The organism is Pseudomonas sp. SBB6, from assembly GCF_024213215.1.
In the GTDB taxonomy this organism is placed as follows: domain Bacteria; phylum Pseudomonadota; class Gammaproteobacteria; order Pseudomonadales; family Pseudomonadaceae; genus Aquipseudomonas; species Aquipseudomonas donghuensis.
In genome coordinates this window covers 206,281-229,075 of sequence record NZ_JANAVH010000009.1, presented here as the reverse complement: position 1 = coordinate 229,075, position 22,795 = coordinate 206,281, and the positions used below count along the sequence as shown (strand labels likewise).

The following is a 22,795-nucleotide window of genomic DNA, read 5'->3' as shown; positions in this document are numbered from 1 at the left end:
TGAATCGATTTTGTTTCTGTAATTACAATTATTGAGTCGATGTAATTTTTGCTTGCGATCGAAGCATTGGCTGCATTGAGCACACGAAGTCCTTTCCTGAATCATTTCACGTGTACTGGGTAGCGCTATGGATCAGTTAGGGACCTATTGGGCGGAGCATTGGGTATTGGCGATGCTGGTGCTGGGCGCCATTGCCTTCATTGCCGGTTTTGTCGACAGCATCGCCGGTGGTGGCGGGTTGTTTCTGGTGCCGGGTTTTCTATTGGTAGGCCTGCCGGCGCAAGTGGCGCTGGGGCAGGAAAAACTGGTCAGTACCCTCGGGACCCTGGCGGCGATCAGAAACTTCCTGGTCAACAGCAAGATGGTCTGGAAGGTGGCGCTGGTCGGCGTGCCGTTTTCATTGCTGGGCGCATATCTGGGTGCGCACCTGATTGTGTCGATCTCACAGGAAACGGTCGGCAAGATCATCCTGGCGCTGATCCCCTTCGCCATTCTGATTTTCCTTACACCCAAGGACCGGCCGGTGCAGGAGCTCGTGCTGTCCGATGCCATGCTGTTCACCGTGGTACCGCTGACCTGCCTGGTCATCGGCTTCTATGACGGTTTCTTCGGGCCTGGCACTGGCAGCCTGTTCATCATCGCTTTTCATTACTTGCTGAAAATGGACCTGGTCTCCAGTTCAGCCAACTCCAAGACCTTCAACTTTGCCTCGAACATCGGCGCGCTGGTGGCGTTCGTGATGGCTGGCAAAGTGCTTTACCTGCTGGCCTTGCCGTTGGTGGCCTGCAACATCCTTGGCAACCATCTGGGCAGCAGCCTGGCCATTCGCAAGGGCAGTGATGTCGTGCGCAAAGTGCTGGTGCTGTCGATGCTCTGCCTGTTCGCCAGCCTTGGCGTGAAATACCTGACCTGAACTGCTGATAAAGGGGAAAACCGCATGAAAACCGCATTTGTGACCGGCGCATCGGCCGGCTTTGGCAAAGCCATCTGTCGCCAACTGATCGCCGAAGGTTACCGGGTCATCGGCGGCGCACGCCGCATGGACAAACTCATGCAGCTGGGGCAGGAGCTTGGTGAACATTTCATCCCGCTGGCACTGGATGTCACCGACAAGGCATCGCTGGACAAGGCAATCGGGCAGATCAATCAAGCCTCGTTGTCTATCGATGTCCTGGTAAACAACGCCGGCCTGGCGCTGGGCATCGAGCGCGCGCAGCAGTGCGACCCCCAGAACTGGGAGCGGATGATCGCCACCAACATCACCGGCCTTGCCCTGATCACCCAACGCATCCTGCCGGGGATGGTCGAGGCCAATAGCGGGCTGATCATCAATATCGGCTCGATTGCCGGCACCTACCCGTATCCGGGGGGCAATGTGTATGGCGCCAGCAAGGCCTTCGTCAAACAGTTCAGCCTGAACCTGCGCGCCGACCTGGCCGGTACCCGGGTGCGGGTGAGCAATATCGAGCCGGGCCTGTGTTCAGGGACCGACTTCTCGGTGGTGCGCCTGAACGGCAACATGGAAGCGGTCGAAGCGCTGTATAAAGATGTCGAGGCCATTCGCCCCGAGGACATTGCCAATACCGTGTCCTGGATTGCCCGGCAACCCGAGCATCTGAACATCAACTCGATCGAGATCATGCCGGTGGCCCAGAGCAGCGCTGCGCTCAACGTCGTGCGCAACCTGTAGCGGGGCGAACAGGGTGATGCCGGCGGCAATGAGCCATTTTCAGCACGCTGGTCAGGAATCTTGACTACAGTATCAACTGGTGACTGCTAGTAATGTCGCCACCGTGATCGTTCAAGCGACGCCGGCAACGCACCGCGCGTCCACCACCTGATCAGGAGTGCACGATGGATCTCAACCGTCGGCAGTTCTTCAAGGTCGCAGCAGTTGGCCTTGGAGGCTCGAGCCTGGCGGCGTTGGGCATGGCCCCGACACCTGCCTTCGCCGAGCAGGTGCGCCACTTCAAGCTGGCGCACACCAAAGAGACCCGCAACACCTGCCCCTACTGCTCGGTCGGCTGCGGCCTGATCATGTACAGCCAGGGTGATGCGGCCAAGAACGTGGCGCAGAACATCATCCATATCGAAGGCGACGCCGACCATCCGGTGAACCGCGGTACGCTGTGCCCAAAAGGCGCCGGCCTGCTCGACTTTATCCACAGCCCCAGCCGTTTGCAGTACCCCCAGGTGCGCAAGGCGGGGAGCAACGAGTGGACGCGGATTTCCTGGGATGAAGCGCTTGACCGTGTCGCCGACCTGGTGAAAGCCGACCGTGACGCCAACTTCATCGAGAAGAATGCCCAGGGCCAGACCGTTAACCGTTGGCTGAGCGTAGGCTTCCTGGCGGCGTCGGCGTCATCCAACGAAGCCGGCTACATGACCCACAAGGTTGTTCGCAGCCTAGGCATGCTGGGGTTCGATAACCAGGCACGTGTCTGACATGGCCCGACGGTGGCAAGTCTTGCCCCGACGTACGGCCGTGGAGCCATGACCAACCACTGGACCGATATCGCCAACGCGAATCTGATTCTGGTGATGGGTGGCAACGCTGCAGAAGCCCATCCCTGTGGCTTCAAATGGGTGACCGAGGCCAAGGCCCACAACAAGGCCCGTTTGATCGTGGTCGACCCGCGTTTTACCCGAACCGCTTCGGTGGCCGACTATTACGCGCCAATCCGCACCGGCAGTGATATTGCCTTCATGGGCGGGTTGATCAATTTCCTGCTGAGCAACGACAAGATCCAGCACGAGTACGTGCGCAACTACACCGATGTGTCGTTTATCGTCAAAGCCGGTTTCAGTTTCGAAGACGGCCTGTTCAGTGGTTATGACGCGGCCAAGCGCAGTTACACCGACAAGTCCGGCTGGGGCTACGAAATCGGCGAGGACGGCTTTGCCAAGGTCGACCCGACGCTGCAGGACCCACGCTGTGTCTACCAGTTGATGAAGCAGCACTACAGCCGCTACACCCTGGAACTGGCCAGCCAGATCTGCGGTATGCCGGCCGACAGCATGCGCAAGGTCTGGGAAGAGATCGCTACTTGCTCGCAACCGGGCAAGACCATGACGATCCTTTATGCCCTGGGCTGGACTCAGCATTCGATCGGCTCGCAGATCATCCGCAGTGCCGCCATGGTCCAGTTGCTACTGGGCAACGTCGGCATGCCGGGTGGCGGAGTCAACGCCTTGCGTGGGCACTCCAATATCCAGGGGCTGACAGACCTTGGGCTGTTGTCCAACCTGCTGCCGGGTTACCTGACCCTGCCCGCGGATGCTGAGCAAGACTACAACGCCTACATCGCCAAGCGTGCGCCCAAGGCACTGCGGCCGGGGCAGCTGTCCTACTGGCAGAACTACGGCAAGTTCCATGTCAGCCTGATGAAGGCCTGGTATGGCGCCAACGCCACGGTCGAGAACAACTGGGGCTATGACTACCTGCCAAAGCTGGATATCCCCGGTTACGACGTGTTGAAGATGTTCGACATGATGGCCAAGGAGCAGGTCAACGGTTACTTCTGCCAGGGCTTCAACCCGATTGCCGCCTTGCCCGACAAGAACCGCGTCACCGCCGCCCTGAGCAAGCTCAAGTGGCTGGTGGTGATGGACCCACTGGCCACCGAGACCTCGGAGTTCTGGCGCAATGCCGGGCCGTTCAACGATGTCGAGACGGCCAATATCCAGACCGAAGTCATTCGCCTGCCCACCACCTGCTTTGCCGAGGAGGATGGCTCGCTGGTCAACAGCAGCCGCTGGTTGCAATGGCACTGGAAGGGCGCCGAAGGGCCGGGACAGGCGCGTACCGACGTGCGCATCATGAGCGAGCTGTTCCTGCGCCTGCGCGAGCGTTATCAGCGCGACGGCGGCGCTTGGGCCGAGTCGATCCTCAAGCTCAATTGGCCCTACAAGGTGCCCGAAGAACCGACGCCGGAAGAAATCGCCAAGGAGTTCAGTGGCTACGCCGTGGCCGATGTCACCGACGCCTCGGGGGCGCTGGTCAAGGCCGGGCAGCAACTGGCCGGCTTCGCCCAGCTCAAGGACGATGGCAGCACCGCCTCCGGTTGCTGGATTTTCTCTGGCAGCTGGACCGAGCAGGGTAACCAGATGGCCCGGCGCGACAACGCCGATCCGTACGGGATGAAGCAAAACCTGGGCTGGGCCTGGGCCTGGCCGATGAACCGGCGGATTCTCTACAACCGTGCCTCGGCCGACCCTCAAGGCAAGCCGTGGGCGCCGAACAAGCGCCTGGTGTGGTGGAACGGCAAGGCGTGGGGTGGCACCGACGTGCCGGACTTCAAGGTTGATGCGGCGCCGGAGTCGGGGATGAACCCGTTCATCATGAACCCCGAAGGGGTCGCGCGCTTCTTTGCCCTGGACAAGATGGCCGAAGGGCCATTCCCCGAGCATTACGAGCCGTTCGAGACGCCAATCGGCATCAACCCGTTGCACCCGAACAACAAGCAGGCGACCAGCAACCCGGCCGGGCGGGTGTTCGATTCGGTGTGGGACAGCCTGGGGCAAGCCAAGGACTTCCCTTACGCGGCCACCAGCTACCGCCTGACCGAGCACTTCCACTTCTGGACCAAGCACTGTCCGATCAACGCCGTGACCCAGCCCGAGCAGTTTGTCGAGATCGGCGAAGCCCTGGCCAAGGAGAAGGGCATCGCCGCCGGTGACCGGGTACGGGTCTCCTGCAAGCGTGGGCATATCGAGGCAGTCGCGGTGGTGACCAAGCGGATTCGTCCGCTGCAGGTCAACAACCAGACCGTGCACCAGATCGGCATTCCGTTGCACTGGGGGTTTACCGGGGTAACCCGGCACGGCTACCTGACCAACACCCTGGTGCCGTTCCTCGGTGATGGCAACACCCAGACCCCGGAATCGAAGTCGTTCCTGGTCAATGTGGAGAAAATCTGATGGCCAGCCAAGACATCATCGCCCGTTCGGCCACCACCACCGCCCCTTCGTCTATCCGTCAGCAGGAGGAAGTGGCCAAGCTGATCGACACCACCAAGTGCATCGGATGCAAAGCCTGCCAGGTGGCCTGTTCGGAATGGAACGAGCTGCGTGACGAGGTCGGTCACAACCATGGCACCTACGACAACCCACAGGACCTGAGCGCCGAGACCTGGACCCTCATGCGCTTCACCGAGCACGAGACCGGCGAGGGCAACCTGGAGTGGCTGATCCGCAAGGACGGCTGCATGCACTGCGCCGACCCTGGGTGCCTGAAGGCCTGCCCGAGCCCGGGGGCGATCATCAAGCATGCCAACGGCATCGTCGACTTCAACCAGGACCACTGCATCGGCTGCGGTTACTGCATCACCGGCTGCCCGTTCAATATCCCGCGGATCTCGCAGAAGGACCACAAGGCCTACAAGTGCACCCTGTGTTCCGACCGGGTGTCGGTGGGGCTGGAGCCGGCCTGCGTGAAAACCTGCCCGACCGGCGCCATTGTCTTCGGCAGCAAGCAGGACATGCAGGAGCACGCCGCCGAGCGCATCGTCGACCTCAAGTCGCGTGGCTTCGACAACGCTGGTTTGTATGACCCCGATGGTGTCGGCGGTACCCACGTGATGTATGTGCTGCATCACGCCGATACGCCACACGTGTATGCCGGCCTTCCAGACCAGCCCATCATCAGCCCGCTGGTGGGCTTGTGGAAAGGCGTGACCAAGCCTCTGGCGCTGCTGGCCATGGGCGCGGCGGTGCTGGCCGGGTTCTTCCATTATGTGCGCGTCGGCCCGCAACGGGTCGAGGAAGACGAGCACCCCAGCCCGCCGGATACCAGCGTGCATGTGGTCGACCCAGCGGTGCATGTCTATGACCCGAACCGGCCAGGTGGGCAAGGGGAGGAACGACCATGAACGACAAACCGATCCTGCGCTACAACGCCAACGAGCGGACCAACCACTGGCTGGTGGCGATCCTGTTCATCATGGCCGCGTTGTCGGGGCTGGCGCTGTTTCACCCGGCGCTGTACTGGCTCAGCCATCTGTTCGGCGGCGGTCCCTGGACGCGCATATTGCATCCGTTCATGGGCGTGTTGATGTTCGTGTTCTTTCTTGGCCTGGTGCTGCGTTTCTGGCGGGCGAACTACTTTATCGCCAACGACCGCCTGTGGCTCAAACGCATCGACCGGGTAATGCGCAACGAAGAGGAGGGCGTACCGCCGATCGGCAAGTACAACCCCGGGCAGAAGCTGCTGTTCTGGACCTTGCTGCTGTGCATGCTGGTGCTGTTGATCAGCGGCGTGGTGATCTGGCGCGCTTACTTCAGCAGCTACTTCGCCATCGGCTCGATTCGCCTGGCGACCTTGCTGCATGCGCTGGCGGCGTTCGTGCTGGTGCTGAGCATCATCGTCCACATTTACGCGGGCATCTGGATCAAGGGTTCGGCCAGCGCCATGTTGCATGGCGGGGTCAGCCGCGCCTGGGCGAAAAAACACCATGAGCTGTGGTATCGGGAGGTGACCGGCGATAAACAACCGGAGCCGCCGATCAACAAAAAAGGATGAGCGCTTGAGCACCCTTCTTGAACCCGGGCAGATCGAAGCGGCGGCCAGTACGCCGCCGTTTCTCCACTTGCCGCCAAACAATCTGTTCGCTCTGCGCGCACAGCGGCTGGAACAACTGGCTGCGGGCAACCCGCTGGCGGACTACCTGCGGCTGCTGGCCGGCCTGTGCCAGGTGCAGCAAAGCCTGCTGGATCAACCGCCTGTCGCGGCCCCCAGTGACATTGAGCGCCAGCGCTTGTGTGTGGAGCACGGTTTGCCGCCGCTGGCGGCCGACAGCCTGGTGCGCGAAGGCCGTTGGCTGGCCTATCTGCAAGCGTTGTTGCAGCGCTATCCGGCTTCGCATGGCGCGGTGGCGGATGCGGTGGCAGTACTGCAGCGTGCTGGCGACGAACAGCGCAAGCTGTGGGCCATCGCCTTGCTCACAGGCCAGTACAGCCTGGTACCGGCGGCGTTGGTGCCGTTTCTCGGCGCAGCATTGCAGGCAGCCTGGAGCCATTGGTTGCTGAGCCTGCAGGGTGTCGAGTTGAAGGCGGCGGACAGCCTGTGCCAATGCCCGGCCTGTGGCTCGCCGGCGATGGCCGGGGTCATCCGCCACCGCGGCAAGTACAACGGCCTGCGTTACCTGGTGTGTTCGCTGTGTGCCTGCGAGTGGCATGTGGTGCGGGTCAAGTGCGTGTACTGCGAGCAGAGCAAGGACCTCAAGTATTTCAGCTTCGAGGACGACCGCCATGCCAGCGCCAAGGCACCGCTGCAGGCCGAGTGCTGTCCGGGCTGCAACGCCTACCTCAAGCACATCTACCTGGAAAACGACGCCGATGCCGAAGCCCTGTCGGCCGACCTGGCCAGCCTGGCGCTGGATATGCGCCTGGATCAGGAAGGGTTTCAGCGCCTGGCGCCGAACCTGTTGCTGGCGCCGGGAGGGGAGTGAGATAGGGTCTACACTGAGGTTTTGCCCATGCCACCCGAACCCTGTGGGAGCTGGCTTGCCAGCGATGCAGGCGCTGCGGTCCATCGCCAGGACTGTAGTGATGCCATCGCTGGCGAGCCAGCTCCCACTAGGTCAACGCTGAAGTTGAGAACCGTCTGAATGTCGTCCAACCTCGCCAAGCTCCCGACCCGCCTACCCTCCATCGACACCCTGTTGCGCCACCCCGCCAGCCTTGCGCTGGTCGACCGCTACGGCCGCGATGCGGTCCTGGCCAGCTTGCGCCAACTGCTCGACGATCTGCGCGACGATGTCAGGCTCGGTCAACTGGATGCCGCCGAGCTGGCCGCCCCCGTGCTGCTGGGCCGGGCTGCTGAGCGCCTTGCTGCCCAGCACCGCAGCCAGGTCCGCCGGGTGTTCAACCTCACCGGCACCGTGTTGCACACCAACCTGGGGCGGGCCTTGCTGCCCGAGGAGGCCATCGACGCCGTGCAACTGGCTGCCCGCTACCCGCTCAACCTCGAATTCGACCTGGCCAGTGGCAAGCGCGGCGACCGTGATGACCTGATCGAAGGCCTGATCCGCGAACTCACCGGTGCCGAGGCCGTCACCGTGGTCAACAACAATGCCGCTGCCGTCCTGCTGGCGCTCAACAGCCTGGGGGCGCGCAAGGAAGGGATCATCTCCCGCGGCGAACTGATCGAGATCGGCGGTGCTTTTCGTATTCCCGACATCATGGCCCGCGCCGGGGTCAAGCTGCATGAGGTGGGGACTACCAACCGCACGCACGCCCGCGATTATGAAGCGGCGATCGGCCCCCGCAGCGGCCTGTTGATGCGCGTGCACTGCAGCAATTACAGCATCCAGGGCTTCACCAGCCAGGTACTGACGGCAGAACTGGCGCAGTTGGCCCATCGCCACGCTTTGCCGTTGCTGGAGGACCTGGGTAGCGGCAGTTTGCTCGACCTCACCCGCTGGGGCCTGCCGGCCGAACCCACTGTGCGCCAGGCTCTGGCCGATGGCGCCGATATCGTCACCTTCAGCGGCGACAAACTGCTGGGCGGGCCCCAGGCGGGGATCATCGTCGGGCGCAAGGACTTGATTGCGCGGATCAAGAAGAACCCGCTCAAACGCGCCTTGCGAGTTGACAAGCTGACCCTTGCGGCCCTCGAAGCTGTGCTGGGCCTGTACCGCAACCCGGACCAATTGGCCGCGCGCTTGCCCAGCCTGCGCCTGCTGACCCGGCCACAGGCCGAAATCCTCCAGCAGGCTGAACGCTTGGCGCCGGCATTGGCAAAAACGCTGGGCGAACAGTGGGCGGTCAGCGCAGAAGCTGCGTTGGGCATGATCGGCAGTGGCAGCCAGCCGGTGGCGCGCTTGCCGAGCGCAGCCTTGTGTGTACGCCCGCAGGTGTCCAAGCGCCTGCGTGGGCGCACCTTGCATGGATTGGAAGCCGCGTTGCGGGCCCTGCCGCTTCCGGTGCTCGGGCGCATCGATGACGATGCCCTGTGGCTGGACCTGCGCCAACTGGATGACGAAGCCGGTTGGCTGGCGCAGTTGCCACAGTTGCAGTTGCCGCAGGTGCAGGTGTGATCGTCGGTACCGCCGGGCATATCGATCACGGCAAGACCGCCCTGCTCGAAGCCTTGACCGGCCAGGCCGGCGACCAGCGTCGGGAAGAGCGAGAGCGTGGCATGACCATCGACCTCGGTTATCGCTATGCCGCCTTGACCCCTGGCGCACCGCTAACCGGTTTCATTGACGTGCCTGGCCACGAGCGCTTTATCCACAACATGCTCGCTGGCGCCCAGGGTATCGACCTGGTGCTGCTGGTAGTGGCCGCCGATGACGGCGTCATGCCGCAGACTCGCGAGCACCTGGCGATTGTCGAATTGCTGGGTATTGCGCGTGCTCTGGTGGTGATCAGCAAGTGCGATCGGGTCGAACCGCAGCGCGTGCAGGAGGTACAGACCCAGGTCAGCGTGTTGCTGGCTGCCGGGCCTTATGCGGGCGCGGCGCCGTTCATGGTTTCCAGCGTGACCGGCGAAGGTATCGAACCGCTGCGCCGGGCCTTGCTGGCGGCCCAGAGTGAAGTCAGCCAGCGCAGCCGCGAGGGCGGGTTTCGCCTGGCCATCGACCGCGCCTTTGCGGTGGCCGGTGCGGGCATCGTGGTCACCGGTACCGCCCTGGATGGGCGTGTGCAACTGGGCGACACCTTGCTGTTGGGCAAAGCCGGCAAGCCGGTGCGGGTGCGCGGCCTGCATGCGCAGAACCAGCCGGCCACCGAGGCTCATGCCGGGCAGCGGGTCGCCTTGAACATCAGCGCCGAGCGCCTGCAGCTTGAGCAGGTTCACCGCGGTGACTGGCTGCTCGCCGAGTGGCTGCATGCGCCGACCCAGCGCCTGGATATCGAGCTGCAGCTGCTGGCCAGCGAACTGCGCGCCTTCGAGCATTTCAGCCCGGTGCACGTGCACCTGGGCACCCAGGATGTCACGGCTCGGGTGGCCTTGTTGCAAGGCGAGCAGTTGCTGCCGGGCGCGCGCATGTTCGCCCAGTTGCTCACTAACGCGCCGCTGCAAGCGGTGCACGGTGATCGTTTGGTGCTGCGGGATCAGCGTGCGCAGCGCACCCTTGGCGGTGGTCGCGTGCTCGATCCGTTTGCGCCAGCTCGCCAGCGCCGCAGCGAGGCGCGCCTGGCCCAGTTGCAGGCATTGGCGAGCGCCGACAGCCTGGAACAGGCCTTGCCAGCGCTGCTCGCCTGTGATGATGGCGGGCTTGATCCACAGCGCCTGGAGCGTCAGTTCAACCGCCTGCGCAGCAGTTGGCAGTTGCCCGCCAATGCCCAGGTGATCGCCACGCGGCAAGGCCCGCTGCTGTTCACCCGTGAGCATTGGCAGGCGCTGCAAAACACAGTGTTGGAGGGGCTGGCGCGCTTCCACGCGCAGGAACCGGATCAGCTTGGCCCTGATCGTGACCGCTTGCGCCGCTTTGTCGCCCTGGCGCTGGAGCGTCCGGCATTCATCAGCCTGGTGGATGAGTTGCTCGCCGCCAACAGGATGAGTAGCAGCGGGCCGTGGCTGCATTTGCCGGAACATCGGATACGTCTTAGCGATGCGGATGCGTTGCTGTGGAGCCAGTTGCAGCCGTTGCTGGTGGACGGCGCCTTCGATCCCCCCTGGGTACGTGACCTGGCCAAGGCGTTACCCGTCGATGAAGCCGAGGTGCGGGTGTTGCTGCGCAAGCTCGGCCGATTGGGGCAGGTGCACCAGGTGGTGCGCGATCTGTTCTATCCTGAGGCCACGATCCGGCAAATGGCGGCTATGCTCTTGCAGCTGGCCAGCGATGACCCGGTGGTGCAGGTCGCAGCGTTTCGCGATGTCTTGGGGATCGGCCGCAAACGCAGCGTGCAGATACTCGAGTACTTCGACCGCATCGGCCTGACCCGGCGTGTCGGTGATCGGCGGCAGATCCGCGCCGACAATGCCCTGGCGCAATCGCCCGGGCAGTAATCCGTTCAAGGAAGGCAATCGCGCCCGGTGGCGCGGCCGGGCTTCAAACCCGGTTGGGGACGGCAGCCGTTCCCGGGCAGGTTCGACTCCCGCTGCCTTCCGCCATTTTCTACTGCGCGCGTTCGCCGCACAGGTCCAGGGCGAACCAGTGCTCCGCCGCCTGCACATCCAACCCGGCACCGAGCAAGGCGAACATCTTGCCCAGCGCAGCTTCGCGGGTCATGCCGCCGGCACTGACCAGGCCGGTATCGCGCAAGCGGCTGCCGGCCGCATAGGTATCGAAGTGCACCGCGCCTTCCGGGCACTGGCTGATCGCAGCAATCAACACTCCAGCTTGGCGAGCGTCGTGCAACGCATCAAGCAGGTCCTGATCGTCCGACGGCCCAGTGCCGCTGCCATAGCACTCCAGCAGCAGGCCCTGGACGCCGCTGGCCAGCAGGCTGCGCAGATGACCGACCTGCAGCCCCGGGAACACCGGCAACACCATCAGGTTTACCGGTTGGCGCGCCTGGCGGTAGTCCAGGCAGGACGGGATCGACTCGGCACGTTGCCCATTGCGCTCACGCGCCAGCGCGGCAAAGGCATCGAACGCTTCGCTGCGCAGCTTCGAGGTCCGCGCGCCATGCAGTAGCTGGCCGTGGAAATACAGCTGCACGCCGTCCTCGATACCGGTCGCCATCAACCGCAGGGCGCCGCAGAGGTTGTCCCAGGCATCGCTGTCGGGGGCGCCGGCCGGCAACATCGAACCGGTCAACAGCACCGGTACCGGCAGGCCGAGCAGCAAGAACGACAGTGCCGCGGCGGTGTAGGCCAGGGTGTCGGTGCCGTGCAGCAACAGGATGCCGTCATGGCCATCGCGCTCGACCGCGTCGACAATCGCCTCACGCATCGCCAGCCAGTTGCCTTGTTGCATGTTGGCGCTGTCGATCAACGGCCGTAGTTCGCGCAGGCGCCAGTTCAGCATTGGCGCGTCGGCCAGTTGCTGCAAGTGTTCTCGCATGCGCGCCTCGAAGCCACCGGCTGGCGCCAGGCCTTGCGGGGTTTGCAGCATGCCGATGGTGCCGCCGGTGTACAGGACTAGAAGGTTCTTGACTGCACGCATGAGAAATTTCCGGGCAGGTGAGAGAAAAGCGGGGGAGGGGGAAGCCGCCCACGAACGGGGCGGCTTTTTCTGCAGTATGGATCAGCGCTGGGTCTGAGCCTGACCGACAGCCACTTCAGCCTCGGCCTCAGCAGCCGGCTTGACCGGCCAGGCTTGCGGGTCCAGGTCGAGGTCGGAAAACTTCGACGCATCGAACACCGGCTGGGCGATACCGGCGCGGCGCTGTTCGTCGTAGTCGCGCATCACGCGCAGGCCGACCTTGAACAGCAGGGCCAGGGCGATCAGGTTGACGAACGCCAGGCAGGTCATGGTGATGTCGGCAAAGGCGAACACGGTCGACAGGTTCTGCACCGAGCCCCAGAGGATCAGCAGCAGTACCAGGCCGCGGTAGGCCAGCAGCACCAGGCGATTGCGGGTGAAGAACTGCAGGCTGGTTTCACCCAGGTAGTAGTTGTAGAGGATGCAGGTGAAGACGAACAACGACAGGGCCACGCTGACGAAGATCCGCCCCCAGTCACCGACCACAGCGGCCAGGGAGTTCTGGGTCAGGGCGATGCCGTCACCTTCGAAGCCTGGGGTGTAGAAGCCCGAGAGCAGGATCAGCAGCGCGGTGCAGGTGCAGATCACGAAGGTATCGAGGAACACCGAGAAGGCCTGAACTACACCCTGGGCCGCCGGGTGGCGTACCGCCGCGACGGCGGCGACGTTGGGCGCACTGCCAAGGCCGGCTTCGTTGGCGAACACGCCACGCTTCACGCCCATGACGATGGCGCTGCCGAGCAGGCCGGCAAAGGCCGGATCAAGGCCGAACGCGCTCTTGATGATGGTCTCGAGCATGGCCGGCACGTGTTCGATCTGGGTGAAGATCACGTACAGGGTGACGCCGATGTAAGCCAGGGTCTTGACCGGTACCAGCAGATCGGACACCGAGGCAATACGCTTGATGCCACCGATGAACACCAGGCCGAGCAGGGCGGCCAGGGCGATACCGGTGTACTGCGGCTCGAAGCCGAAGGCGTTCTGCAGCGAGTGGGTCACGGTGTAGGACTGCAGGCCGTTGAAGGTGAAGCCATAGGTCACCAGCAGCAGGATTGCGAACACCACCGCCATCCAGCGCAGCTTCAGGCCGTGTTGGATGTAGTAGGCCGGGCCGCCACGGTACAGGCCATCACCGTCGCTACGCTTGTAGACCTGGGCCAGGGTGCACTCGAAAAAGCTGCTGGACATGCCCACCAGTGCGGTGACCCACATCCAGAACACCGCGCCCGGGCCGCCCAGGGTAACCGCAATGCCGACACCAGCGATGTTACCGGCACCGACACGGCCGGCCAGGCTCAGCATCAGCGCCTGGAACGAGCTCAGTTGGCCTGCCTGGCCGCGAAGGGATTCCTTGAAGACGCTGAACATGTGGCCGAAATGGCGGAACTGGACGAAACGGGAGCGCAGGGTGAAATAGCTGCCGAGTCCGACGATAAGCACGATGAGGAGTTTCCCCGAGAGGAAATCGTTGAGCGCTTCGAGCATGTAATACCTCGATTCTTATTCTTCGCATGAAAGACGACAGGCCGGCGTCGATGCGCCGTATCCATGGGGGCGCATGGTTGGTCATGACAAGGTTGGTTACAATTTCGCGGGTTGCTCTCAATTGATGCGACTTGATGCTAAACTGGCGCCTATCGCATCACCTGGAACGGCTCATATGAGCGAACATCTCGGCACCAATCTCAAGCTTGCCTGCAGCCACTACCGCTCTATCTCGGAAGTTTGCCGGCAGTTATCGATCAACCGCGCACAGTTCAACAAGTACCTGAGCGGGCAGAGCCAGCCGACGGCGTACAACCTCAAGCGCATCGGCGATTTCTTCGGTGTCGAGGATTACGAGCTGGGTTTGCCGTCGGAACAGTTCGCCCGCCTGATCGGTGCCCGCAGCGCCATCAACCTTGCGCAAAGCCAGGACGACCCACTGGTCGAACTGCTGCGGCCGTTGCGCGAACATGCCGGCAACCTGTCGCGCTACTGCGGTTACTACTTCGAATATTCCAATTGCATGTCAGTACCGGGCTCGATCCTGCTGTCGCTGGTGCACCTGCGTGAGGAGCGCGGCAGCTTTTTGTTCGAGCGCCAGGAGCGTCAGGAGCGCTCCAGCAGCACCGACGTGCAGGCCGAAGACTGGGTGCGTTGTCGCTACCTGGGTGCGGCGTTCCAGCTGCAGGACCGCTTGTTTTTGCTCGACTACGAATCGCTGACCGTCAACGAGATGAGCCAGACCATCCTGATCCCCAGCTTCAAGAGCCGCATCACCCGCCTCAACGGCCTCAAGACCGGGGTTTCCAGCGGTGACCGACGCACCCCGGCCTGCACTCGGGTGGTGTGGGAATACCTGGGCCCCGAGATCAACCGCATCAGCGCTTACCGCCAGGTCAAGCTGTACCGCCCGGACGACCCGCGGATCGACGACGACGTACGCGAACGCCTGAGCGCCGGGCCGATCCGCAACGGCCTGTTCGAGATCGAGTAACCACGCTCAGCCGAGAATGAACTCCGCCACCACCTGCGCCACCTGATCGGCCACGGCCGGCTTGTCACGCAGGTGCGCGGCGATGCCGTGATCGCAGTCGGTCAGTAGCAGGCACTCAAGGTGCGGCGCCGGCACTGCGCGCAGCAGGGCCTGGGTGACTTCTTCGGGGATCGGGCTGTAACGCTGGGCACCGGCCAGCCACAAGGTGCCGGCCGAGGTGCCTTCGCCTTGCCCGTAAGCCCTGGAGTTGAGCCCGTCGAACTCGCCGATCACCAGCAGCACCCGGCCTTGGAACTTGCGCAGGAATTCGTAGCTGTCGCAGTCGAGAAACCCGTAGGGCTGGCGGATCGCCTCGGTGAAGGCCGGGCCGAAGGGCGCCTGGTGGGCGGCATCCGGGTAAACCGCCGGGCAGGTCAGCACCAGCTTGTCGATGGCCGGTGTTTGCGCGGCCAGTTTCAGCGCGATGGCGCCGCCGAGGCTGTGGCCGAGCAGGGTCTGGCAGCGCTCGGCGATATGCCGGTGAAAGCGCTGCGCCTCCTCCAGGTTGGTGGTCAGCGACGGTTGTGGTGCGCCGGGCTCGGCCGCCAGGCTGTGGCCTGAGAGGTTGCCGGTCAGCGAGCCGATACCCTGCTGTTGCAAGCGATACAGCAGCGGGTTGAGGCGGGTGAAATCAGAGCGCGCACCACCGATCACGAACAGTGGCGCGGCGCGCTCCTGATCGGGTATCAGCAGCCGCGCCTGTTGCTGGAAGCCGTCGAAGGTTTCACTGATGAAGCGCTCGGCAGCCGGCGCGGGTTCATCGTATTGCCAGGTGGAGCGTTGCGTCGAAATCGTTTCAAGGTGCATGGACACCGCCTAGAGGAACTGATGATGCAGCCATTCGCCAAGTGGGTTGCCGGCGCTGAGCAATAGCTTGAGAGCCATGATGCAGCATACGCAGACCAGCAGCGGCTTGATCAGTTTAGGACCGAAATGCACCGCGCAGCGAGCCCCCAGTTGCGCGCCGACGAAGGCCGCGCAGGCCATCGCCAGGGCCAGGGGCCAGACGATGGCCCCGCTGAGCGAAAACACCGACAGCGCGCCGAGGTTGCAGGCGGCATTGAGCAGCTTGCTGTTGCATACCGCACGCAGCATCGGCTGGCCAAGCAGGATCACGCAGGCAACCATGAAAAACGAACCCACCCCCGGGCCGAACACCCCGTCGTAGAAGCCGATCACAGGCGCCACCGCCAAGCAGAACAGGCTGATCGAAATCCTCGCCTTGCGCTGCTGTTCGTCCGGCTTGGGGCTGAAGGCAAAGTAGGCAGCCACCAGGATCAGCAACACCGGTACGCAGGCCTGTAGAAAACTCTTGGGCACCAGGCTGACCGACAACGCCCCCAGGGCGCCGCCGGCAAACGACATGGCGGCCATCGGCAGGCCGCGCTTCCAGTCGATCATGCCCTTGCGGGTGAAGGCAACCGTGGCCGAGACCGTGGCCGACGCGGCCTGGAACTTGTTGGTGGCGATCGCCGCCAGCGGGTCGATGCCGGCAACGAACAGCACCGGCAAGGTGATCAGGCCGCCACCGCCGGCGATGGCGTCGAAAAAGCCGGCCATCAGCGCCACCGACGCCAGGGTCAGTAACAGGGTGATATCAATTTCCATCATCTGGGTGTTTTCCTTGTTCAGCCACGCACCAGCAGCGGGTCGTCATTGAGCACTATCGGGCTCGCGAAGCGCGAGTACCCGAACAGGCGCACCAGCAGCCGCCGGTTGTCCTGGAGAATGTCGCGCCCGTGCAGGGCGCGGTTGTTGTTGACCAGCAACGCGGTGTCGGGCTGGAGCACGAACGGCAAGGGCTGGGCGTCCTTGACCAGGGCCTGGAAGGCGTCGAGTGCGCGGGCGGCAGCGTCGCTGGCGTGATCATTGAGCGAGAAACGATACGAGTTGTAGCGCAGGCTGAAGCCGCCATTGGGATCGAATTGCAGCATCGTAGTGGCCTTGCCGGCTTCGCCTTGGCCGGCAACGAAGCAGTCGCTGCGGGTGAAGTCGAAGGACGCCGAAGTCAGCGCCAGTGCATGCAGGCTGCCCAATTGTTCGAGGATGCCGCGCAGCGGGATGATCCGGGTCGGTTCGTTGGCCGGGTTCCAGCGGGCGGAGAGGATCAGCGCCGAGGGGGCTGGCGAGCGGCCTTCACGGGCGACAACCGAGCAGTTGTAGGGGGCTTCGGTGTGCGGCCCCAGGCGCAGTCCGGCGTGAGAGCTGAGTTCGATCCGGGTGTTGTGCTCCTCGCCGGGCCGGGGCACGCTGCCGCCACCCTTGAAGTTACCGACCAGGCGCACGATCTGGCCCTCGTTATCGATATCGAAGGCAAAAGCACGGTAGCTCACCAGCTCCAGCAGCAACTGGTTACGCGAGGCCAGGTACAGGCAGCGTTCGCTCTGGGCCAGGGGGGCCAGCTGCGGCAGGTGTTCGGGAAGAGGGTCGCTCCCCGGACAGGTCATCTGCGAACACATCAGGGCTGACAGCTGGCCATCGGCAAAGCGTTGCAGAACGGCTTTCTGGCTGGCATCGAGGATAGGCTGCAGGCGCTGCGCCCACTGGCGGGCCTGGCTGGCGACGCCGGGTGCCTGAGGGCCGCCAAGGTCTGCGAGATACTGGCTGGCAGCAGCCAGCGTACGGGCCTGGTCCTGATCGAATTTTAGGTACGCGACTTCCGAATCCTGCATGGGAAACATTCCTTTGTTATTGGTTTTATCTGGCAATCCGTGCCGACCGGGTGTCAGGCTGAGCGTCTGGCCTCCAGCGAACGAATAAGCTAACTATCCTCCTGGTTAATCCATTCAGGACAGTCAGCTAATTCCGGGCGCAGTATAGGCAGTTTCCGGATTTGTGTAAGTGCAGAATATTCTTCAGCCTTGACGCAATGCCGCGTGAGCTGCGCACCCCTGTGTTGGACTTCCCCTGCCGGAAACCGCAAAATGAAGGCTTTCTTCCAATAATCTGATCGGACCTGCTGACTCTATGCGAATGCGCCTGATGCTGTTGGGTGGTGGAAGTGCCCTCGGGCAAGCGCTGATTCGACTCGGGGCCGAGGAAGATATCGGCTTTCTGGCGCCACGCCCGCCGGACAGCGGCTGGGATCCGGCCAGCCTGACCCAGCTGCTCGACGATACCCGCCCCGATGCGCTGATCAACCTGGCCTACTATTTCGACTGGTTCCAGGCCGAAGCGGTCAGCGAGCAGCGCCTGGCCCAGCAGGAGCGTGCCGTCGAGCGCCTGTCCGAACTGTGTCAGCACCACAACATCATTCTTGTCCAGCCGTCCAGCTACCGGGTCTTCGATGGCTCGCGGGCCACCGCCTACAGCGAGAAGGACGAACCGGTGCCGTTGGGCCTGCGGGGCCAGGCCCTGTGGCGCATCGAGCAGAGCGTGCGCGCCACCTGCCCGCAACATGTGCTGTTGCGCTTTGGCTGGGTCCTTGATGAGAGCATTGATGGCGTGCTCGGGCGCTTTCTGACCCGCGCCGAGCAACCGCAGGAGTTGTTGCTGGCCGATGACCGGCGTGGCAACCCGACACCGGTGGATGACGCCGCGCGGGTCATCCTTTCGGTGCTCAAGCAGCTCGATTGTGCCGCACCCTTGTGGGGTACCTATCACTACGCCGGCAACGAGGCGACCACGCCGCTGGCGCTGGGACAGGCTATCCTCACTGAAGCTGCCCAGTTGCATACGCTGGCGGTCCAGGCACCGACTGCGCAGGCTCACGCCGCGCGCCCGGACGCCAGTGAAGAGCCGCAGCATGCCGTGCTGGCCTGCAAGAAAATTCTCCATACCTTTGGCATCAAGCCTCGCGCCTGGCGCGCCGGTTTGCCGCCCTTACTGGATCGCTTCTATCGTCATGGCTGATGCCCCTATTCTGATCACCGGCGGTGCCGGCTTCATTGGTTCCCACCTTAGCGATGCGCTGCTGGAAAAAGGCTATGCGGTGCGCATCCTCGACGACCTGTCGTCCGGCAAGCGCAGCAACCTGCAGATGGACAACCCGCGTCTGCAACTGGTCGAAGGCGATGTCGCCGATGCCGAACTGGTCAAACGCGCTGCGGCCGGTTGCCAGGCTGTCGTGCACCTGGCCGCTGTCGCCTCGGTGCAAGCCTCGGTGGATGACCCGGTGAAAACCCACCAGAGCAACTTCATTGGCACCCTCAATGTTTGCGAGGCCATGCGCCTGAACGGCATCAAGCGCGTGCTGTTTGCCTCCAGCGCCGCGGTCTACGGCAACAACGGCGAAGGTCAGTCAATCGATGAAGACACCGTCAAGGCGCCGTTGACGCCTTACGCCGTGGACAAGCTGGCCAGTGAGCAGTACCTGGACTTCTACCGTCGCCAGCATGGTCTGGAACCGGTGGTGTTCCGTTTCTTCAATATCTTCGGCCCACGCCAGGATCCTTCCTCGCCGTATTCCGGGGTCATCAGCATTTTCTGCGAGCGTGCCCTGAACGGTACGCCGATAACCTTGTTTGGCGATGGCGAGCAGACCCGCGACTTTCTTTATGTCGGCGATCTGGTCACGGTAATGGTCCAGGCACTGGAGATGGCAGCAGTCGCAGAGGGGGCGGTGAACATTGGCCTGAATCAGGCAACTTCATTGAACCAGTTGCTGGCGGCGCTGAAGTCGGTGGTCGGTGACCTGCCAGCGATCAGCTACGGACCGGCGCGTTCGGGTGACATTCGCCATTCGCGGGCGAACAATCAGCGCTTGCTGACGCGTTTTGACGTTCCTGAGCCGACGCCATTGGTGGTCGGGCTGGCGCGTCTGCTAGGACGCTGAAAAGCATCGCGGGGCAAGCCCGCTCCTACATGTCTGTGTAGGAGCGGGCTTGCCCCGCGATGTGCGTTTAGACGACGCTTAGAACTTGTAGCCCACACCCACCATGTAGACCCATGGATCGACATCCACGTCGACCTTGGTCTTGCCGACGCCCAGGGCGCTTGGGCCGTCGATGGTGGCCTTGGTGTCGATGTCGACGTACCAGACCGCGGCGTTGATCAGGAAGTTGTCGTTGATCATGTAGTCCATGCCCAACTGACCCGCCAGGCCGACCGAATCTTTCAACTTCATGTTGCTGAAGCCTTGAGCCTTGCGGTTGCTGCTCAGGTCTTCGTCAAAGAACATGGTGTAGTTCAGACCGATACCGGCATAAGGCTGGAACTTCGACGAAGCTTCCATCGGGTAGTACTGCAGCGACAGGGTCGGTGGCAGTTGCTTGATGTCGCCCAGCTTGCCGTCCAGGCCAGCGCCCAGGCCCTTGACGCCAACGGTGTGCTGGAACGGGGTGGCGGCCAGCAGCTCGAGGCCGATGTGGTCGGTCAGCATGTAGGCGAAGGCCAGGCCCAGCTGGGTGTCGCTGTCCAGGGTTGCCTTGGTGCCGGACATCTTGGTGCCGTCTAGCTTGATGTCGCCGCTGTTCTCGTTGGGAGCGGTGGTGATCGCGCCGGCACGCAGGATGAAGTCGCCAGCCTGGTGGGCGTGGGCAACAGGGGCTGCAAGCGCCAGAGCAACGAGCGAGGCGCCAAGCAAGGACTTGTTCATGGAAGCTCCCAAAGGACGTTTAGAATTTAATGAGTCCAATGGTAAGGAGCTGACGGACGGCGATTTTTGATTCAGCTCAATGAAATCGCTAAAGCCCTGCAAGCGGCCATTTATTCTAGCTCGTATGCGTAAATTTTCTCGGCTTCCATCTGATACCCGGCATCGGCCAGCTCACTGCTCGTGGCCTTGACCTGCATCTGGCCTTCGATCCAGTAAGGCTGGTAGAGGTCTTCGACCTTCACCCCGATCTCGCTGAAGATGTGAACGATCTGGTTCGATGGCGGTGGCGGCACATGGATGCAGGCGCCGTAGTAGGGCACCAGCAGGAACTCGGTGGTGCGGCCTGCTTCGCTGACTTCCAGCGGCACGATATAGCCCGGCAGTTTTACCTGTTGGCCATCCAGGGCCTTGACCACCGGGGCATTCGGCGCGGTTTGCCGCGCTGCTGGCGCCGCTTCCGCGGCCAGGGCATCGCTCAATTGCGAGAGGTCGTGCAGCGGCGCCAACTGCGGCTGGATCACCGGCGCCCCGGCCGGGATCAGTTGCTGCCATTCCAGGGTACGGGGTTCGGCCGCCCATGAAGGGGCGGCGATCAACAGCAGTGACAGCAGCAGGGCGCGGGTCATCGAAGTGCTCACAGGTGAATGGACAGGCCGTCGGCCAGTGACTGGCGATAGGCGCGCCAGGCCGGCACGCTGCCCATCAGCAGGGCGGCGCCAAGAATGATGCCCAGCAGGGTCCACTCGTGGGCGCTGGGCCAGGCCAGCGGCAGCAACAGGCCGTAGTTGGCTTGCACGTAGCCCTGAGCCAGGGCGATGCCGGCGTACAGCAAGCCCAGCCCGGCGACGATACCCGCCAGCGCCAGGGCCAGCGCTTCGAGCACCAGCAGCCCGGCAATGTGCCAGGGGCGGGCGCCCACCGAGCGCAGGATGGCCATTTCCCGGCGCCGCTCATTGAGGCTGGTGAGGATCGCCGTGAGCATGCCGATCAGGCCGGTCAGCACCACAAACAGCGAGACCACGAACAGCGCCTGCTCGGCAGTCCCCATCAGGCTCCAGAGCTCTTGCAGGGCTACGCCCGGGAGGATCGCCAGCAGCGGTTCGCCGCGGTAGTCGTTGATTTCCCGTTGCAGGCTGAAGGTGGCCACCTTGTTGTTCAGGCCCAGCATGAAGGCGGTGATGGCTGCGGGCTTGAGGTCCATGTTGCGTGCCTGCTCGGCGCTGATACGTCCGGCACCACGGGCCGGCATGCCGTTGTGCCAGTCGATGTGGATGGCTTGCATGCCGCCCAGGCTGATGTGCAGGGTACGGTCGACCGGGGTGCCGGTGCGTTGCAGCACACCGACCACGGTGAAGGGCTTGTCGTCGTGCTTGACCAGGCTGATGGCCGCCACCCCATGGGCCAGCACCAGCTTGTCGCCAAGTTTGTAGTGCAGGGCGTCGGCCACTTCAGCACCCAGCACCACCTCGAACGGATCACTGGCAAAGGCTCGGCCTTCGGCCAGTTGCAGGTTCTGCTTGCGGCCGTACTGGTAGTGCTCGAAGTAGCGCGCGTCGGTCCCCATTACCCGGTAGCCGCGGTGCGAATCGCCCAGGGAGATGGGGATGGCCCACTTCACCCGTTTGTCGCTGGCGTAGTGCTCGAAGCTCTCCCAGCGGATGTTGTTGGTGGCGTTGCCGATGCGAAACACCGAGTACAGCAGCAGGTTCACCGAACCTGAACGGGCGCCGACGATCAGGTCGGTGCCGCTGATGGTGCTGGCAAAGCTGGCGCGGGCTTCGGTGCGCACCCGCTCGACCGCCAGCAGCAGGCAGACTGACAGGGCAATGGCGAAGGCGGTCAAAAACGCGGTGAAGCGGCGGTTGGCCAGGCTGGCCAGGGCAAGGCGGAGCAGGTACATCAGGCCTCCAGGTCGTTGCCCGGCTGGGCCGCGCGGTTGAGTTCGGCAAGGGACAACTGACGGTCGAACAATGGCGCCAGGCTCTGGTCGTGGCTGACGAACAGCAGGCTGGAGCCGGCCGCACGGCACTCGGCGAACAGCAGGCGGATGAAGGCTTCACGGGTGTCGGCATCGAGGGCGGACGTCGGCTCGTCGGCGATCACCAGTTCCGGCTGGCCGATCAACGCCCGGGCGGCGGCGACACGCTGCTGTTGGCCGATCGACAGGCTGTCGGCACGGCGCGCGAGCAGCGCCGGGTCCTTCAAGCCCAGATGAGCGAGCAGGCTGGCGGCGGCCTGGTCGATGCTGCCGTGGCGCTCGGCGGCGCGTTGCGCGCGGCTGCGCGAGAAGCGACAGGGCAGTTCGACGTTCTCCCGTACCGAGAGAAACGGCAGCAGGTTGAACTGTTGGAAAATGTAGCCGGTGTGATCGACCCGGAAGCGGTCGCGGGCGGCCAGCGTCAATTCGCTCAAGTCCTGGCCGAGCAGGCGGATGCTGCCGCGATCGGGTTTTTGCACGCCACCGAGCAGGCCGAGCAGGGTGGTCTTGCCGCTGCCGCTGGGGCCTTTGAGAAACAGCGATTCGCCAGCGTCCAGGCGCAGGGCGGGAATATCCAGCAAGGGGGCTTGGCCCGGCCAGGCAAAGCCCAGGTCGGTCAGTTCAATCAGTGCCTGGCTCATAAATGAACGCCCGGGTTACCCCGGGCG

20 protein-coding genes and 1 tRNA gene are annotated in these 22,795 nt (G+C 63.5%); 12 read left to right on the top strand and 9 right to left on the bottom strand.

The window, feature by feature from the left end; translation table 11 throughout:
- Positions 1-127 precede the first annotated feature (127 nt).
- The 9 genes from NLX68_RS18940 to NLX68_RS18900 all read left to right on the top strand — a co-directional run bounded on the left by NLX68_RS18940 (position 128) and on the right by NLX68_RS18900 (position 11,059).
- Positions 128-913, top strand: a complete 786-nt coding sequence (locus NLX68_RS18940; RefSeq protein ID WP_254285231.1) for a TSUP family transporter — start codon at positions 128-130, stop codon at positions 911-913.
- Between the two features lie 24 nt (positions 914-937).
- Positions 938-1,690: an SDR family NAD(P)-dependent oxidoreductase gene (locus NLX68_RS18935; RefSeq protein WP_254285229.1), complete on the top strand. Its 753-nt coding sequence runs from the start codon at positions 938-940 to the stop codon at positions 1,688-1,690.
- A gap of 164 nt (positions 1,691-1,854) precedes the next feature.
- A complete protein-coding gene (fdnG, locus tag NLX68_RS18930) occupies positions 1,855-4,920 on the top strand; it encodes a formate dehydrogenase-N subunit alpha (RefSeq protein WP_254285227.1) in 3,066 nt (1,021 codons plus the stop codon).
- A complete protein-coding gene (fdxH, locus tag NLX68_RS18925) occupies positions 4,920-5,870 on the top strand; it encodes a formate dehydrogenase subunit beta (protein ID WP_254285226.1) in 951 nt (316 codons plus the stop codon). Before fdnG ends, fdxH begins: the two co-directional genes overlap by 1 nt.
- Positions 5,867-6,520, top strand: coding sequence for a formate dehydrogenase subunit gamma (locus tag NLX68_RS18920; RefSeq protein WP_254285224.1), 654 nt, complete (start codon positions 5,867-5,869; stop codon positions 6,518-6,520). Before fdxH ends, NLX68_RS18920 begins: the two co-directional genes overlap by 4 nt.
- Positions 6,521-6,524: 4 nt before the next feature.
- Complete coding sequence (gene fdhE, locus NLX68_RS18915) at positions 6,525-7,448, top strand: formate dehydrogenase accessory protein FdhE (protein WP_254285222.1); 924 nt, start codon at positions 6,525-6,527, stop codon at positions 7,446-7,448.
- A 159-nt stretch (positions 7,449-7,607) separates the two neighbouring features.
- Complete coding sequence (selA, locus tag NLX68_RS18910; protein WP_254285220.1) at positions 7,608-9,038, top strand: L-seryl-tRNA(Sec) selenium transferase; 1,431 nt, start codon at positions 7,608-7,610, stop codon at positions 9,036-9,038.
- On the top strand, positions 9,035-10,954 hold the full coding sequence (gene selB, locus NLX68_RS18905; protein ID WP_254285219.1) for a selenocysteine-specific translation elongation factor: 1,920 nt from the start codon (positions 9,035-9,037) through the stop codon (positions 10,952-10,954). The genes selA and selB overlap by 4 nt, the downstream gene beginning before the upstream one ends.
- Before the next feature lie 9 nt (positions 10,955-10,963).
- Positions 10,964-11,059: transfer RNA gene (locus tag NLX68_RS18900), tRNA-Sec, on the top strand.
- Between the two features lie 4 nt (positions 11,060-11,063).
- Here the strand turns inward: NLX68_RS18900 and NLX68_RS18895 are convergent.
- Both NLX68_RS18895 and NLX68_RS18890 read right to left on the bottom strand, forming a co-directional pair.
- On the bottom strand, positions 11,064-12,056 hold the full coding sequence (locus NLX68_RS18895) for an asparaginase (RefSeq protein WP_254285217.1): 993 nt from the start codon (positions 12,054-12,056) through the stop codon (positions 11,064-11,066).
- An 81-nt stretch (positions 12,057-12,137) separates the two neighbouring features.
- Positions 12,138-13,580 carry a sodium:alanine symporter family protein gene (locus NLX68_RS18890; protein WP_254285215.1) on the bottom strand — a complete coding sequence of 481 codons (1,443 nt, stop codon included), beginning with the start codon at positions 13,578-13,580 and terminating at the stop codon, positions 12,138-12,140.
- A gap of 175 nt (positions 13,581-13,755) precedes the next feature.
- On the opposite strand from NLX68_RS18890, the gene NLX68_RS18885 reads away from it, so the two are divergent.
- Positions 13,756-14,574, top strand: coding sequence for a helix-turn-helix transcriptional regulator (locus NLX68_RS18885; protein WP_254285214.1), 819 nt, complete (start codon positions 13,756-13,758; stop codon positions 14,572-14,574).
- A gap of 6 nt (positions 14,575-14,580) precedes the next feature.
- Here NLX68_RS18885 and NLX68_RS18880 read toward each other — a convergent pair whose 3' ends face one another.
- The 3 genes from NLX68_RS18880 to NLX68_RS18870 are packed head-to-tail and all read right to left on the bottom strand — an operon-like array spanning position 14,581 to position 17,285.
- Positions 14,581-15,420 carry an alpha/beta hydrolase gene (locus NLX68_RS18880; RefSeq protein ID WP_254285212.1) on the bottom strand — a complete coding sequence of 280 codons (840 nt, stop codon included), beginning with the start codon at positions 15,418-15,420 and terminating at the stop codon, positions 14,581-14,583.
- 9 nt (positions 15,421-15,429) lie between these two features.
- Positions 15,430-16,224 (bottom strand): TSUP family transporter, encoded by a 795-nt coding sequence (locus tag NLX68_RS18875; RefSeq protein WP_254285210.1) that lies wholly within the window; start codon positions 16,222-16,224, stop codon positions 15,430-15,432.
- A gap of 17 nt (positions 16,225-16,241) precedes the next feature.
- Entirely contained in the window at positions 16,242-17,285 is a 1,044-nt protein-coding gene (locus NLX68_RS18870) for a TauD/TfdA family dioxygenase (protein ID WP_254285208.1), read from the bottom strand.
- A 295-nt stretch (positions 17,286-17,580) separates the two neighbouring features.
- Here NLX68_RS18870 and NLX68_RS18865 point away from each other — a divergent pair, with 295 nt between their 5' ends.
- Positions 17,581-18,465: a sugar nucleotide-binding protein gene (locus NLX68_RS18865; RefSeq protein ID WP_010222827.1), complete on the top strand. Its 885-nt coding sequence runs from the start codon at positions 17,581-17,583 to the stop codon at positions 18,463-18,465.
- The gene (locus NLX68_RS18860) at positions 18,458-19,387 is read left to right on the top strand and encodes an NAD-dependent epimerase/dehydratase family protein (RefSeq protein ID WP_254285207.1); all 930 of its coding nucleotides are present in this window, start codon (positions 18,458-18,460) and stop codon (positions 19,385-19,387) included. Before NLX68_RS18865 ends, NLX68_RS18860 begins: the two co-directional genes overlap by 8 nt.
- A 78-nt stretch (positions 19,388-19,465) precedes the next feature.
- On the opposite strand, the gene NLX68_RS18855 is transcribed toward NLX68_RS18860, so the two are convergent.
- The 4 genes from NLX68_RS18855 to NLX68_RS18840 all read right to left on the bottom strand — a co-directional run bounded on the left by NLX68_RS18855 (position 19,466) and on the right by NLX68_RS18840 (position 22,768).
- Positions 19,466-20,149 (bottom strand): OmpW family protein, encoded by a 684-nt coding sequence (locus NLX68_RS18855; RefSeq protein ID WP_038998518.1) that lies wholly within the window; start codon positions 20,147-20,149, stop codon positions 19,466-19,468.
- Between the two features lie 110 nt (positions 20,150-20,259).
- Complete coding sequence (locus NLX68_RS18850) at positions 20,260-20,775, bottom strand: DUF3299 domain-containing protein (RefSeq protein ID WP_036997008.1); 516 nt, start codon at positions 20,773-20,775, stop codon at positions 20,260-20,262.
- Positions 20,776-20,783: 8 nt separating this feature from the next.
- Positions 20,784-22,049 carry an ABC transporter permease gene (locus NLX68_RS18845; protein ID WP_254285206.1) on the bottom strand — a complete coding sequence of 422 codons (1,266 nt, stop codon included), beginning with the start codon at positions 22,047-22,049 and terminating at the stop codon, positions 20,784-20,786.
- On the bottom strand, positions 22,049-22,768 hold the full coding sequence (locus NLX68_RS18840) for an ABC transporter ATP-binding protein (protein WP_254285205.1): 720 nt from the start codon (positions 22,766-22,768) through the stop codon (positions 22,049-22,051). The genes NLX68_RS18845 and NLX68_RS18840 overlap by 1 nt, the downstream gene beginning before the upstream one ends.
- Between the last annotated feature and the right edge of the window lie 27 nt (positions 22,769-22,795).